General features: G+C 69.4%; 12 protein-coding genes. 11 read left to right on the plus strand and 1 reads right to left on the minus strand.

The window, feature by feature from the left end; translation table 11 throughout:
• Positions 1–2 precede the first annotated feature (2 nt).
• The 9 genes from ACFSVL_RS06960 to ACFSVL_RS07000 all read left to right on the plus strand — a co-directional run bounded on the left by ACFSVL_RS06960 (position 3) and on the right by ACFSVL_RS07000 (position 10,757).
• Complete coding sequence (locus ACFSVL_RS06960) at positions 3–1,013, plus strand: NAD-dependent epimerase/dehydratase family protein (protein ID WP_378301504.1); 1,011 nt, start codon at positions 3–5, stop codon at positions 1,011–1,013.
• Between the two features lie 76 nt (positions 1,014–1,089).
• Positions 1,090–2,103, plus strand: coding sequence for a class I SAM-dependent methyltransferase (locus tag ACFSVL_RS06965; RefSeq protein WP_378301506.1), 1,014 nt, complete (start codon positions 1,090–1,092; stop codon positions 2,101–2,103).
• A 31-nt stretch (positions 2,104–2,134) separates the two neighbouring features.
• Complete coding sequence (locus ACFSVL_RS06970) at positions 2,135–3,817, plus strand: prenyltransferase/squalene oxidase repeat-containing protein (RefSeq protein ID WP_378301508.1); 1,683 nt, start codon at positions 2,135–2,137, stop codon at positions 3,815–3,817.
• Positions 3,814–5,109 carry a cytochrome P450 gene (locus ACFSVL_RS06975; RefSeq protein ID WP_378301510.1) on the plus strand — a complete coding sequence of 432 codons (1,296 nt, stop codon included), beginning with the start codon at positions 3,814–3,816 and terminating at the stop codon, positions 5,107–5,109. The genes ACFSVL_RS06970 and ACFSVL_RS06975 overlap by 4 nt, the downstream gene beginning before the upstream one ends.
• Positions 5,106–6,284 (plus strand): cytochrome P450, encoded by a 1,179-nt coding sequence (locus tag ACFSVL_RS06980; RefSeq protein WP_378301511.1) that lies wholly within the window; start codon positions 5,106–5,108, stop codon positions 6,282–6,284. The genes ACFSVL_RS06975 and ACFSVL_RS06980 overlap by 4 nt, the downstream gene beginning before the upstream one ends.
• A 5-nt stretch (positions 6,285–6,289) precedes the next feature.
• Entirely contained in the window at positions 6,290–7,513 is a 1,224-nt protein-coding gene (locus ACFSVL_RS06985; RefSeq protein WP_378301513.1) for a cytochrome P450, read from the plus strand.
• On the plus strand, positions 7,513–8,679 hold the full coding sequence (locus ACFSVL_RS06990; RefSeq protein ID WP_378301515.1) for a macrolide family glycosyltransferase: 1,167 nt from the start codon (positions 7,513–7,515) through the stop codon (positions 8,677–8,679). Before ACFSVL_RS06985 ends, ACFSVL_RS06990 begins: the two co-directional genes overlap by 1 nt.
• Positions 8,676–9,881, plus strand: a complete 1,206-nt coding sequence (locus ACFSVL_RS06995; protein WP_378301517.1) for a cytochrome P450 — start codon at positions 8,676–8,678, stop codon at positions 9,879–9,881. The genes ACFSVL_RS06990 and ACFSVL_RS06995 overlap by 4 nt, the downstream gene beginning before the upstream one ends.
• Before the next feature lie 48 nt (positions 9,882–9,929).
• On the plus strand, positions 9,930–10,757 hold the full coding sequence (locus ACFSVL_RS07000; protein ID WP_378301519.1) for a phytanoyl-CoA dioxygenase family protein: 828 nt from the start codon (positions 9,930–9,932) through the stop codon (positions 10,755–10,757).
• A 202-nt stretch (positions 10,758–10,959) separates the two neighbouring features.
• Here ACFSVL_RS07000 and ACFSVL_RS07005 read toward each other — a convergent pair whose 3' ends face one another.
• Complete coding sequence (locus ACFSVL_RS07005; RefSeq protein ID WP_378301520.1) at positions 10,960–11,925, minus strand: UbiA family prenyltransferase; 966 nt, start codon at positions 11,923–11,925, stop codon at positions 10,960–10,962.
• A gap of 51 nt (positions 11,926–11,976) precedes the next feature.
• On the opposite strand from ACFSVL_RS07005, the gene ACFSVL_RS07010 reads away from it, so the two are divergent.
• Together ACFSVL_RS07010 and ACFSVL_RS07015 are read left to right on the plus strand one after the other, a co-directional pair.
• Positions 11,977–13,128 (plus strand): FAD-dependent monooxygenase, encoded by a 1,152-nt coding sequence (locus ACFSVL_RS07010; RefSeq protein ID WP_378301522.1) that lies wholly within the window; start codon positions 11,977–11,979, stop codon positions 13,126–13,128.
• A gap of 99 nt (positions 13,129–13,227) precedes the next feature.
• Positions 13,228–13,992, plus strand: a complete 765-nt coding sequence (locus ACFSVL_RS07015; protein ID WP_378301524.1) for a methyltransferase — start codon at positions 13,228–13,230, stop codon at positions 13,990–13,992.
• The last annotated feature ends 1 nt before the right edge of the window (position 13,993 follow it).

Here is a 13,993-nt window from a genome sequence, read left to right on the forward strand (position 1 = left end):
GTATGCAGCGCACCGACTCCGCTCGCGTGGCACTGATCACCGGCGGCCGCGGCTTCATCGGCACGCACCTGGCCGTCGGCCTGGCGCGGCAGGGATTTCACGTGGTCGCGGCCGATCGGATCGCCTGGCTGGACGACCGGGTCGAGTCCGCCCGCCTCGACGTCACGTCGTACGCCGAATGCCTCGATCTCGTCCGCGCGGTGCAGCCGCACGTGGTGTTCCACCTGGCCGCGTTCTCGACGGTCGACGCGGCGTTCAGCGATCCGCACGCCTCGCTGGCCACCAACGTCGGCGGGACGATGAACATGCTTGAGGCAGCCCGCTCGGTCCGCGGCCTGGGCAGGTTCGTGCTGGCCTCGACGGACAAGGTCTACGGAGAACTGGTCGGCGACGCGTACGTGGAGACGTCGCGGCTCGACGCGCGCGGGGTCTACGACGTCGGCAAGATGGCCGCCGACAACCTGGTGCGGCTCTACAGCGAGGAATTCGGTCTGCCGGTCGCGATTCTCCGGCTGTGCAACGTCTTCGGCCCCGGCGATCCGAATACCGCCTCGCGGATCGTGCCACGGACGCTGAGCCGGATTTTCGACGCCGCGGGGCCGCTGCCGCCGGTGATCTACGAGGGATCGATGGCGCACGGCCGCGACTACGTCTACGTGACGGACGTGGTCCGGGCGCTCACGACGGTCGCTTTCGATCCCCGCGCCTGTGGCGAGGGGTTCAACATGGTTCCGGCCGCGCATCGCACCACGCTCGATCTGGTGGCGGAAATGATCGACCAGTCCGGGAAAGCGTGTGAATTGCACGACCGGGATTGGGCGGACGCCATTCGCAAGAACGGCTACGAGGTGGTCCCCGGAACCGGGCTGCCCAGCGCGTTGGAAAGGCAGCATTGCGACGCGCGGAAGCTTGGCGCACTGGGCTTTTCCACTCAGGTCACGATGACCGAAGGACTGCGCCGCACCATCGGCTCGTTCCTGCGCCGGCGGCTGGTCGGTCGTCGAACACGCTGATCGCTTGCTGTGCCCCGCAGGCGTGTCTACGTTCAGGAACACGGACCACGAGCCCTCGTATCGGAGGATCGCAGCGATGGCGGTACTCGGCCGACGATCGGTTTCCGGCGCGTTCTTCCGGCCGCGAAGCGATTCGTGCCCGTGGTGCGGTTCGCGGGAAATCCGGCACCGAATCACGGTTGTCGACACGCGGCAAGGCAAACCCGGCGCATTCGGCATGGACGAATGCACTGGATGCGGCCATCTCTTCCAGAATCCGCAGCTGACCGAGCCCGGGCTCGCGTATTACTGCCGCGACGTCTATGACGGGCTGGGCCGCGAGCACTACGCCGCGATGGCTCGGCGATCCCGTGCCGCGCACCGCAAGCGAGTCCGGGCCGCTCAGGCGACTTCCCCGAAGCGCTGGCTGGATGTCGGTGCCCGGCAAGGACATTTCTGCCACGAAGCCCGCATGATGCTGCCCGGCACCGAGTTCTGGGCGCTGGACCCGAGCCCGGAAATCCTGGCGGCGGCCGAGCGCGGCTGGGTCGACTCCGCGTCCCGCACTCCGCTGGTCGAGTTCGCCGAGGCGCATCGGGCGGAGTTCGACGTGGTCAGCGTCATTCACTACCTGGAGCGCACCACCTCGCCGCAGCGCGAGCTGGACTCGGTGCGCGAGGTTCTCCGCACCGGCGGGGTGGCGCTCATCGAACTGGTCAACCCGCAGAGCCGGTTCGCCCGGCTGTACGGGAAGTACTGGTACTGCTGGATGGCACCGCAGAACCTGCACCTCATGCCGTGGCGAAACCTGTGCCTCTTGCTGGAGGAACGCGGGTTCGCCGTGTCCCGGGTGGAACTCGGCGCGGCGAACAAGCCGTTCGACACCATGGCCGCGCTGCTCACCGCGCTCAACTATCACCTGCCGCCAGCCAAGTCCTGGCCGTGGCTGAGCCGTCCGGTACGGCTGCCCGCCAGGCTTTTCCGGAAGGTGGCGCTGACTTTCGCCATGCCCGCGCTGGGATTCGCGCTGGCATTGGACTTGCTGTTGCAGGCGGTGATCTCCCGCGGCCAGGGCGGCAACACCTATCGGATCGTCGCCGTGGCGCGCTGACAGCTTCATCACACGGGAAGGCGGAGCGGGTTTGGACGTCCAACAGCTTCAGGCACGAGCGGAAAAGGCCGCGGAACGCGCGATCACGAACCTGTACGACCGGCAACGGGAGGACGGTTCCTGGGTAGACCGGCTGTCGTCCTCCACGATCGCCACCGCGCTCGGCGCGCTTTCGCTCAACCGCGCCGATCCGGTCGGTTACCGCGACCGCATCGACTCGGCGGTCCGGTGGCTGCGCGCCTACCAGCGCGGCGACGGCGGCTGGGCGATGGCCGACGCCGAATGGCCGAGCAGCCCGGGGATGACCGCGTTCGGCCTGGCAGCGTTGCACGAGATCGACCGGGACGGCGCACACGATGCCATCGAGCGGGCGCGCGTATTCCTTGACGACAACGACGCGGTGAACGTCGTCCCCGGCCTGTCCGGCGAAGCACCGAAGACGTGGCCCGCCGCGCTGCCGACCATCTGGGCCCTGACCGGCCTGCGCGACTTCGAGCAACAGCCGGACCTGCCGGTCGAGACCGTGCTGGTGCCGCGCCGGTGGCGCAACAAAGTGTCCATCGCGCTGCCCGCCGTGCTCGGCCTCGGAATCATGCAGAGCCGGACGATGAAACGCGGCCTCCCCCGCAAGCTGTTCGGCCGGATCGCCGAGCCGAAGGCACTGGACTGGCTGCGGGAGATCTCCGGCACCAACGGCGGCATCGAGGAGTGCCCGATGATCGCCGGCTTCGTCTATCTCGGCCTGCGGCAGGCGGGCGTCGGCATCGATCTGCAGCTGACGTCGCTGCACTACCTGCTGCAGACCCAGCGTGAGGACGGCTCGTGGGCCATCGACCGGGACCTGGAAATCTCGGTCACCGCCTACGCGGTCATGGCGCTCAGCGAATTCCGGGACCCGGCGGATCATCCGCTGCTGCGCCGGACCCGGGAGTGGCTGCTGCGCAACCAGTGGAACAAGCCGTTCCGCCAGTTCGACATTCCGCCGGGCGGCTGGGGCTGGGCCAATCCGTCGGGCTGGCCGGAGTCCGAGGACACCGCCGTCGTGCTCGGCGCGCTGGCCGACCTCGGCGTGCCCCGCACCCACCCGGCGGTGCAGCTCGGCATCCAGTGGCTGCTGAAGATGCAGAACCGCGACGGCTCGTGGTCGGAGTGGGTGCGCGACACGCACATCATGAACGACCGGCCGTGTCCTGGCGTCACTGCGCACGTGGTGCTGGCGCTGCGCCGTTTCGGGCTGTCGGAGTCCCCCGGCTCGGCTCTCGCGCGGGCCCGCGAGTACCTGCGCGGCCACCAGTGCCGCGACGGTTCGATCGCGTCGGTGTGGTTCCGCGACAACACCCACGGCACCAGCAGGCTGCTGGAGGCGTTCGCGGACGGCTCCCCCGCCGCCGACGCGGCCCGGAAGTGGCTGCTGGCCAACCAAGCGGCCGACGGCGGCTGGCCGCTGCGGCACGAGCTTCCGCCGAAGGGCAGTACCGCGGAGGAGACGGCCTGGGCGTTGTTCGCGCTGCTGGCCGGCGGCGAAGACCCGAGCAGCGCCGCCGTGCTGCGGGCCGTGGAGTGGCTGGTGAACCACCAGGACGACCAGGGCACGTGGCGGCCGAGCAACGTCGGGCTGTACTTCGACGACCTCTGCTACACCGACGACCTGATCGCGCACACGTTCGCGCTGCGCGGTCTCGGCCGGTGGCTCAAGACGATGGCCGACCGGTGACCGAGCTGCGCCGTTCCCTGCCACCAGGGCCAAGGCTGCCCGCACTCGTACAGACCCTGATGTGGGCGGCGGCTCCGGTGCGGTTCGGCAAGTCCTGTCTCCGGCGTTACGGTCCCCTGTTCACCGCGCGCATCCTCGGGTTCGGCGACGTCGTCTACGTCTGCGCGCCGGACGGCATCCGCCGGATCCTGCGCGACGATGCCGGTTCGTTCGGCGCGGCCGCGGCGAACGAACCGATCAAGTTCGTGGTCGGCCGCCATTCGCTGCTGATGTCCGACGGAGCCCAGCACACCAGCCGTCGCAAGGAGCTGATGCCGCCGTTGCACGGGGACAACGTCGCCGCGTACGTCGAGGTGATGGTGTCCATTGTGGAGCAAGAGATCCGGCAATGGCCCGCTGGGCACACCGTCCGGCTGCTCGACTGTTTCCAGCGCGTCACGCTGGAAGTGATGATCCGCGCGGTCTTCGGCATCACCGACTCGTCCCGGTTGGACCGGCTGCGGGTGCTGGTGCCGCGTTTGCTCGACATCAACCCATTGATCATCCTGCTGCCCGCCGTGCGCAGGCAATTCGGCGGATTCGGGCCGTGGGCGAGGTTTCAGCGGCTGCTGCGCGAGGTCGACGGGATCATTTACGCGGAGATCGCCGACCGGCGGGCCAATCCAGTCGACAACGGCCGCGACGTGCTCTCGATTCTGCTTGCCCGCCAACAGAACGATGAGGAGTTGCGCGACCACCTCGTCACGCTGCTCGCGGTGGGCCAGGAGACAACGGCGACCCAGCTGGCGTGGTTCTTCGAACGCGTACTGCGGGCTCCCGGCGCGCTCGACCAGGTCAGCGGCGCGGGCCCGAAGGTGCTCGACGCGGCCATTCACGAGGCGATCCGCACGCGTCCGGCCACTTTGGACGTTGGCCGGATCGCGACCCAGCCCTGGACGTACGACGGATGGACGTTCCCGGCCGGGACGATGTTCGCGGTGTCGCTCGGCCTGCTGCACCTGTCCGCGGACCTGTACCCCGGGCCGGAGACCTACTCGATCGGCCGGTTCTTCCCCGCCGAGCCGCCGAGTGCGCACTTCCTGCCGTTCGGCGGCGGCACGCATCGCTGCCTCGGCGCGTCGCTGGCGATGGTCGAGATGCGCACGATCATCGGCGCGATCCTGCGGCACGTCCGGCTGGACCTCGTCCGCACCGCGCCGGAGGCGGTCGCGCCGAAGGGGCCGATGCTCGTCCCGCGCCGGGGCGCGGAGGCGGTCGTGACGGAGAACCGGCTGCTGGCGGGCCGGGCATGAGGACCTTGTTCCCGTTCCCGCGTGCGTCCGGACTGGACCTGGAGCCGGAATACCTTTTCCGGCAACGCTTCGAGCCGGTCAGCCGGGTCAAGTTCCCGTACGGCGAACCGGCCTGGCTCGTCACCCGGTACGCCGACGTCCGCACGGTGCTGACCGATCCCCGGTTCTCCCGCGCCGCCTCGCTGGAGCGCGACGTCCCCCGGGTCACCAGGGAGAACTTCTCCGGCGGCATCGTCGCGATGGACCCGCCGGAACACACCCGGCTCCGCTCGGTCTGCCGGCAGGCGTTCACCCCACGGACCGTGGCGCGGCTGCGCGAGCGCGCCACGGCGATCGCCACCGAGCTGATCACCGAAACCGACGACGAATTCGACGGTGTCGAGGAATTCGCGCTTCCGTTCACTTTGAAGATGATCTGCGAGCTGCTCGGCGTGCCCTACGACCAGCGCGCGAGCTTCCGGGAGTGGGCCGAAGCGGGACTGGCGACCACCTCGATCACCGAAGATGAACGGCTGGCCGCCACCGGGAAGATGTGGGATTTCGTCGTCGAACTGGTGGCGCAGCGGCGAGAACGGCCGAGGAACGACCTGATCTCGGCGATGCTCGCGGCACAGACGGAGACCGGCGACGTCACCGACTACGAGCTGGTGATCGTGGTGATGACGATTCTCGTGGCCGGCTACGAGACCACGTCGACTCAGCTGCCGAACTTCCTGTACTTGCTGCTGACGGACCGTTCCCGGTTCCAGACGCTGACAGAAGACCGGTCGTTGATCCCGTCCGCGGTCGAGGAGCTGATGCGCTACGTGCCGCTGGAGGCCAACGGCACCACCCCGCGTTACGCCGTCGAAGACATGGTGCTGAGCGGGACGCTGATCGAGGCAGGTTCGCCGGTCGTACCCGCTTCCGCAGCGGCCAATCGGGACCCGGAGGTCTTCGCCGATCCCGACCGTCTCGACTTCGCCCGCACACCCAATCCGCACCTCGGCTTCGGCGTCGGCGCGCACTTCTGCCTCGGCGCGCCGTTGGCCCGGCTGGAACTGCAGGTGGCGCTGGAAGTGCTGACCGCCACCGCGCCGGGTCTGCGGCTGGCGCGCGGGGAGGCGGGAATCGACTGGAAGACCGGGATGCTCGTGCGCGGCCCCTCGCGGCTCGCGCTGACCGAGAGGACTTGAGCACGATGTCCGACCGCACCGCGGAAACCACCTCCCGCCGGCCGCCGCCGGTCGAACGGTTCCGGCCCGCCGACCTCGATGGCATCGACTGGCGAAAGCTGCGCGCCGCCTGTCCCGTGTCGCCGGCGGAGGGGCCGGACGGCGCGCGGGTCTGGCTGGTCAGCCGTTATCCGGACATCCGGAAGGTGCTGGGCGGCCCGGCGTTCAGCGTGTCGCCGATCGACCCGGAGCGCGGGGCGGGTACGGCCGAGGCCAACGAGTCGATTTTCCAGGACCCGCCGGAACACACCCGGCTGCGCGGCCTGGTGGCGGGCCCGTTCGCGATCGGCTGCGTCGGGCGTTACCGGGACGCCATCCAGGCCAAGGCCGACCAGCTGCTCGCCGCGGTGTCCGGACGGGCCGACGTGATGGCGGACTTCGCCAAGCCGCTCACGATGAACGTCATCGCCGAGGTGGTCGGCGTGCCGGAGCCGGACCGGGCGATGTTCCAGCGGCTGTCCGACCAGTTGCTCGTGCCGCTGTCGGAGGCGCAGGGCGTGGTGGCACTCGAAGGCTGGAAGCAGCTCAACGACTACGTGCGCGAGTTGATCGCACACCGGCGCCGCACGCGCGGGGCGGACGGCACCGACCTGCTCGCGCACCTCATCCGGGCCCAGCGGGACCAGGACGCGGTTGACGATGTCGAACTCGCGACGATGGTGCTCGGCCTGCCAGTCGCCGGGTATGTCAGCACGGCCAACGCGATCTCGGTGGCGGTGCGCTATCTGCTGGAGTTCGGGTGGCTGGCTCAGCTGCGGACCGCGCCGGACCTGCGCGCGAGGTTTGTCGAGGAGGTGCTGCGCGTCCAGTCCGGCGACAACGGCGAGTCGATGCCGCGGTTCGCCGCCGAGGACGTCCGGATCGGCGACGTCACCGTCCACAAGGGAGACATGGTGGTGGCCCCGCTCGTGGCGGCCAACCGGGACGAAGACCTGTTCGCCGACCCGGACGTGTTCGACCCGCAGCGACCGGGGCTGGTCAAGCACCTCGCGTTCGGCTTCGGCATCCACCGCTGTCTCGGTGCCAACCTCGCCCGGCTCGAACTGCAGGTCGCGGTCGACGCGCTGACCGAATGCGGCCTGGACTTCCGGATGCTGGAGGCGTGGAAAGCGGTGCCGTGGCGGGTCAACATGCTCGGTGACCGGTTTCCGGAACGGATGCTGGTCGAGGCACGCGGCAGGGGCGTCTGATGGGGCGGCAGGTGCTGTTCGCGTCCGTCCCGGCGTGGGGGCACGTCTACCCGGTGCTGGCGGGTCTCGCCGAGCTGGTCCGGCGGGGTCATCGCGTGCGCTGTCTCGCGTCCGGGAGCTTCGCGGCCGAGGTCGGCAAGGTCGTTGAGGTGGTGCCGTACGAGTCCCCAATGGACTCCGCGCGGGCGGAACTGGCCGACATGGGCAAGGTGCTGCCGTTGCTGCTGGAGGAAACGCGGGCGTCCTACGCGGAGCTCGAACGCGCTGTCGGCGAGCGACGGCCGGACGTGCTCGTGTCGGACGTGCTGGCGACGTCGGGGTGGCTACTCGGCCGGGCGCGCGGCATCCCGGTGGTCCGCACGTGGCCGGTTTTCGCGTCGAACTCCGAGTTTTCGCTGCACCAGGACTATCAGTCGCGTAAGGACACCGACGAGTCGATGTCCGCGTTTTTCGGTGCGGTGGCCTCGTTCCTCCGGGAGATCGGCCTGGAGTCCGAGGTGTCGCCGGAGGAATTCTTCGACAACGAGGCCGAACGCAACATCGCGTTGTTCCCGCGCGAGATCCAGCCGCGCGGGGAGACGTTCGGCTCGCGGTTCACCTTCATCACGCCGTGCGTCCGGCCCGCTGAGCAGTCGCCGGAACTGGCGTGGCTGCGCGAAGCCAAGCCGCTCGCGGTGGTTTCGCTCGGCACGGTCTTCACCGACAACCTCGATTTCTTCCGCACCTGCGTCGAAGGGGCCGACCGACTCGGCTGGCACACCGCCGCCGCGCTGGGCGCCAAGATCTCCCCCGCCGACGTCGGACCGGTCTCCGACCGGGTGCTGCTGCGGGCGAAGCTGCCGATGATCGACACCTTGCGGCACGCGTCGGCCGCGATCACCCACGGCGGGCTGACCAGCACGTTGGAGGCGCTGGCACAAGGGGTTCCGGTGCTGATCGCGCCGCAGATCGGCGAACAGCGCGGCGTCGCGGATCGCGTCGAAGCACTCGGTCTCGGCGTCCGGCTGCACGAGCCGTTCACCCCGGATCAGCTGGCGGACGTGCTCAAACAGGTCGCCGACGACACCGCCATGGCCGAACGGCTGGCCCGGTTCTCCCAACGGCTGCGGAACGGACGCGGCCCCGACGAGTTCGCCGACGCCGTCGAAGCGGCGTTCCCGGCATGACCGAAGCGAAGGAGGTGACGGATGTGCGGCAGGAACAACTGGCCGAACCGCTGACGGACTATCCGTTCGCGCGCGACTCGATCATCGACCCGGCCCCGGCGCTGGCCCGGCTGCGCGAGGCCGCACCGATCCGGAAAGTCCGGATGGCCGGCGGAGCAGAAGCGTGGCTCGTCACGCGATACCAGGACGTGCGCGAGGTGCTGAACCATCCGGCGTTCGGCACGCAGTATCCGGGAGTGCTTCCGGCCGCCGACGAGAACAACCTCGCGGCCGGGTTCATGTTCCTCAAGGACCCGCCCGAGCACACCCGGTTGCGGCGCAGCGTGAGCCGGGCGTTCACCGTCCGCCGGATCGCCGAACTGCGCGAACGCGCGACGGAAGTCGCCGACCGCCTGGTAACCGCGATGCTGGCCGAGGGCGGAGTGGTCGACGTGCAGGAGGCGTTCGCCTACCCGTTGCCGATCGCGATCGTCAGCGAACTGCTGGGCATCCCGGCTGCGGACCGCACGCGGTTTCGCGGCTGGGCGGACGTCGTGCTGCGTTCGACCGGGGACATCGGGACGGCTTTCGGTGACCTGCAACGGTTTGTGGTCGAGCTGGTCGCGGCGAAGCCGGACGGCGGGGATCTGCTCAGCGACCTGGCCCGGCAATCCCACGAACCAGGTGGGCTGAGCCGGCTGGAGATCTCCTCGATGGCGATGGGCCTGCTGATGGCCGGTTACGTCACGACCGCGTCGGCCATCGCGCACGGCCTGCTCCGGCTCTTCGAGAACCCGCCGGTACTGCGCGCGGTCCGGACCGGGGCGGTACCGATCGACGACGTGGTCGAGGAGCTGTTGCGGCTGCAGGACGAGGAGGTGGGCATCCAGCGGATCGCGCAGTCCGATGTGGACATTTGCGGCATTCGTATCGCCTCAGGGGAAACGGTCATCGCGTCCCGCGTCGGAGCCAACCGCGACCCGGCGGAATTCGCCGACGCCGACGCGATCGTCCCGGACGCCCGGCGCAGCCCGCATCTAGCGTTCGGCCACGGCATCCACCACTGCCTCGGCGCCGCGCTCGCCCGGATGGAGCTGACCGTCGCGCTGAGCACCCTGTTCGCCCGGATCCCGGGCCTCCGGCTGGCCGGTCCGCCGCACGAGGTGCGCTGGCGGGCCGAGGGCATGGACGTCAGCATCGAGCGGCTTCCCGTCACCTGGTGAACCGCTCGCGTTACCCCGGCAAGACCGAATCGAAAGGTGGTTCACCACATGGGCAGCATTGTCCCGCGGCTGGCTCAGCCCTACGACGTCGCGGCGATGGACGCCGCGTTCCGGGAGGAGGGCGCGGTCGTCCTTTCGGGGGCGTATTCGGGCGAGGAGTGCGACACCTACGTCACCCAGGTCCAGAAGTACCTCGCCGAGAACCCGGAGGAGGCGGAGTACGCGGCTAAGTCACTGCTCGCCCAGTTCCAGGGCGACACGTCGGTCACGCTGCACCAGCTGATCGGAGCCATCCCCAGCGCGACGGACATGGTGCTGCACCGCGACATCGTCAGCGCCGCCCGCCGGTTGCTGAAGCCGCTGTCGGACACGATCCTGTTGATCATCGCCGAGTACATGGGCCGCAAGCCCGGCGCGCCTCGCCAGGAACTGCACCGTGACACGTTCTCGTGGCGGCACGCCCCGTACGGGGAGAATCCGATCGCGCTCTCGGTGATGTGCGCGATGAGCGATTTCACCGCCGAGAACGGGGCGACCTGGGTCGTGCCGGGCGCGCACAGCGGTTCGCCGATCGACCCGCCGCCGGACTGGAGCGAAGCGGCTCAGGTGGAGATGGCGAAGGGCGACGCGTTGCTGTTCCGCCAGGACCTGTTCCACGCGGGCGGCGCGAACACGACCGAGTCCGACGAGCGGCACATCCTCTCGTTCGGCTTCCAGGTCGGCTGGCTGCGGCCGGTGGAGAACAGCCTGCTGAGCGTCCCGCCGGAGACCATCGCGGAGCTGCCGCCGGAACTGCAGGAGCTGCTGGGCTACTCGCATGAACTGGTGCTCGGGCTTTACAAGGGCGGCGATCCGCGGAACGCCCTAAAGGCCTGATGGTCCGTGAAGGACCTGAGGACGCGGTCAGGTGAGCACCAATCGGACATTTCGGCGGCGATTGTGTCCTTTGTGGACTGTCGCCTGGCTGTCACGCAGTTTCAGCCACTGGCATGGGAGCAAACGTCCGCGAGGGGAACCCTGAGGGAATCAGAGTCCCTCAGGGTTCCCCTCACGGACGACCAAACCAGCGGCGCCGCCGTCAGGAACCGGCGGGTTCGTATCGACGGCGCATCAGCCGCCGGGCCAGGACGGTCAGCAGCAGCGACGGCACCCCGACCGTCAGTGCCAGTCCGGCCCGGCCGGCCGCCGCGATCAGGAAGGTGCCGAGCACGATCCGCTCGACCACCACGATCTCGTGCGCCCGCACACTCACCGCCCGCGAGATCGGCCGTGGCGCGCGAAGCACGCTGCGCAGCGAAACCCAGCCCAGCGCGATCGCGACGGAAAGGGGCAGGTAGTAAGCCACCGGATCGACCCGGCCGCCGAGCACCGCCGGAGCAGCCAGCGCCAAAGCGACCCAGCCGACGTAAAACCCAGTCAGGCCGCGAACGGTCGCCTCGTCGCCGCGTTGGACCGGGTAGGTCAGGTAGCCGCCCCGGCGGTCCCCGTCGCGATCGCACAGCGCGCCGAGGAGGTTCGATCCGGAGTCGTGCACCCAGAACATCAGCGACAGGACCACCAGCTCCGGCACCGGCAGCGGCTGCACGGTCATCGAGCCGTAGAGCACTGTCAGCGCACTGGGCAGGCCGCGGCTGGCGTTGCCCCACAAGCCTTTTCCCTTCAGACACCGCGCATACGCGATGCCGAAGACCGCGGCCGGGATCGACAGCAGCACCGTCAGCGGATTGACCGTCACCGCGAATAACGCTCCCGCGCCAATCAGGAACACCATCGCGTTGCGCGCGGTGACCGGCTGGATTCGGCCAGACGGTATCGGCCGATGCGGTTTCGTGAGACCGTCGAGGTCACGATCGAAATAGTCACCGCCGTACAGCGACGCGATCCACGCGAGCGTCGGGACGAACCAGGCTGGAAACAGTACCGCGAACCCCGCGTCCGGCCGGGTGAGAATCGCGCCGCTCAATCCGATGGCACCAGCGTAGAAGACGGTGTCCGGCCGGCAGGCCTCGACGTGGGCGAGCAGCCGGACCTTGAAGGAATGCATGTTCCGGAAGGTAGCAAGAATAGCTGCTGTTTCGGCGAATGGAGATAAAGGATGCTTTCCGCGAATGTCATCGGAGCCGGAATAGCGGGACTGGCCGCCGCGGCGGCGCTGGACCGTCGCGGGTGGACGGTGCGCGTCTTCGAGCGCGGGCCGGATCTGCGCACCACCGGCGGCGGCATCGGCATCACCCCCAACGGCATGCTCGCCCTCGACGCGATCGGCGTCGGCGACGCGGTGCAGGCCCGATCCGTCGTCCAGCGGGAGGGCGGGGTGCGAGCGCCCAGCGGCCGGTGGATCGCCCGCAGCAGCCTGGGTTTCGTGGAGGAGCGGTACGGCGAGCCGATCCGCGCGCTGCCCCGGACCGACCTGATCACCGCGTTGGCGGACGCTCTGCCTCCCGGCACTATCCAGTTTGGTGCGCGGGTCGAGCCGGCCGGAGTCGGCGACGCGCATACGCCTGGCACGATCCGGGTGGACAGCGCCGAACTCGAAGCAGACCTGGTGGTCGCCGCCGACGGCATCCGTTCGGCGGCCCGGCGCGAGCTGTACCCCGAGCATCCCGGGTTGCGCCGCACCGGTTCGGTGAGCTGGCGCTGCGTGGTGCCTGCCGACGGGCTCGCCCTCGACGCGGCGGAGACCTGGGGCGCGGGCCTGCGGTTGTCGATCCTGCCGCTGCCCGGCGGACGGGTGCACTTCTCCGCGCTGGCCAGGACACACCGGGCAAACGTCGAGGACGGTCCGGTGCCGCTCTTCGGACACTGGCACGAGCCGATCCCCCGGCTGCTGGAGCGCTCGGCGCGGGAGGTGCTGTTCTTCGACCGGATCGAGGAACTCGCGCGTCCGGTGGACCGGTTTTTCGCCGGTCGCATGGTGTTGACCGGCGACGCGGCCCATCCGATGACGCCCAACGTCGGCTCGGCGAACCTCGCGCTGGAGGACGCGGTGGAACTCGCGCACGCCCTCGGCCCGGCCCGGTCGTGGGACGAACTGCGAGCCGGCCTCGCCCGTTACGACGCGAGCAGACGGCCGCGCACGTCCCGGCTGAGCCGGATGTCGCGGTGGATGGGCCGGTTCGCCGAACTGTCCTCGCCCCCGGCGATCGCCGTCCGCAACAGCGGCGTGTGGCTCGGCGGATTCCTTCCCGAAGCGGTTTCCCGGCGGTCGATGGACGCCATGGTCCGGTGGGCGCCGCCATTCGGCTGACCGGCGTTCGCCGCGCGATATTGCGCGGTGCCAACGGAGCTGTTTGACTTCGTTTTATCGCCGCGCCGATCCGAAATTCCGAAGCGGAGACGGGACAGCATGGAAACGCGAGATTTCGAACTTCTCATCGGCCGGAACATCATCGAGAAATACCGCGCGGACCGGCACCGGCCCGCCGTGTTCGCATTGGCCGGGCTGGAATGGGATCTGCTCGACGAGGTGTGGCCGCCGACCTACTCGCCGGGCGGGGAACTGTTCGCGGGCCGGATTCCGTTCGACCGGATGTCCTCGTTTCTGGAGATGGGCTGCGGAACCGGCATCATGTCGGTGCTCGCGGCGCGGGCGGGGGTCGAGCGGGTGCTCGGGCTCGACATCAACCCGGCGGCGGTGCGCAACACCGAGCTGAACGCGCGGCGGCACGCGGTCGCCGACCGGGTCACCGCACGGGAAAGCGACCTCTACTCGGCGGTCGGGCCGGACGAGCGCTTCGACGGAATCTACTGGAATCCGCCGTTCCTGAACGCGCCCGAGGACAGCGTGGACACGTCGATCTGGGACGAGACCATGTTCGACCCGGAGTACGCCAAACTGCGCCGGTTCCTCGCCGAAGGCCGCGAACTGCTTACCCCACGGGGCAAGGCATACCTGTGGTTCGGCGAGGCGCTGGGCAATCCGGCGCTGGTCGCCGACCTGGCCGAGGAGACCGGCTATGACCTCGGTGTGCTCGCCAAAACCGAAATGGCGGAGATCCCCGAGGCACTGGCCGACGCGTTCCCGGCGGACCTGGTGGGCGGGGACAGCGAGGACGGGGAAGACGCCGCCTGGCATCTGCACCTGCTGGAACTGCGCCCACGGCAAGCCTGAA

This window comes from Amycolatopsis silviterrae (assembly GCF_042684085.1).
Lineage (GTDB): Bacteria > Actinomycetota > Actinomycetes > Mycobacteriales > Pseudonocardiaceae > Amycolatopsis > Amycolatopsis silviterrae.

Bases quoted from the DNA above. Each gene is read 5' to 3' on its own strand.
- ACFSVL_RS06960 (WP_378301504.1), top strand. From the start codon at position 3: ATGCAGCGCACCGACTCCGCTCGCGTGGCACTGATCACCGGCGGCCGC.
- ACFSVL_RS06965 (WP_378301506.1), top strand. From the start codon at position 1,090: ATGGCGGTACTCGGCCGACGATCGGTTTCCGGCGCGTTCTTCCGGCCG.
- ACFSVL_RS06980 (WP_378301511.1), top strand. From the start codon at position 5,106: ATGAGGACCTTGTTCCCGTTCCCGCGTGCGTCCGGACTGGACCTGGAG.
- ACFSVL_RS06985 (WP_378301513.1), top strand. From the start codon at position 6,290: ATGTCCGACCGCACCGCGGAAACCACCTCCCGCCGGCCGCCGCCGGTC.
- ACFSVL_RS06990 (WP_378301515.1), top strand. From the start codon at position 7,513: ATGGGGCGGCAGGTGCTGTTCGCGTCCGTCCCGGCGTGGGGGCACGTC.
- ACFSVL_RS06995 (WP_378301517.1), top strand. From the start codon at position 8,676: ATGACCGAAGCGAAGGAGGTGACGGATGTGCGGCAGGAACAACTGGCC.
- ACFSVL_RS07000 (WP_378301519.1), top strand. From the start codon at position 9,930: ATGGGCAGCATTGTCCCGCGGCTGGCTCAGCCCTACGACGTCGCGGCG.
- ACFSVL_RS07005 (WP_378301520.1), bottom strand. From the start codon at position 11,925: ATGCATTCCTTCAAGGTCCGGCTGCTCGCCCACGTCGAGGCCTGCCGG.
- ACFSVL_RS07010 (WP_378301522.1), top strand. From the start codon at position 11,977: ATGCTTTCCGCGAATGTCATCGGAGCCGGAATAGCGGGACTGGCCGCC.
- ACFSVL_RS07015 (WP_378301524.1), top strand. From the start codon at position 13,228: ATGGAAACGCGAGATTTCGAACTTCTCATCGGCCGGAACATCATCGAG.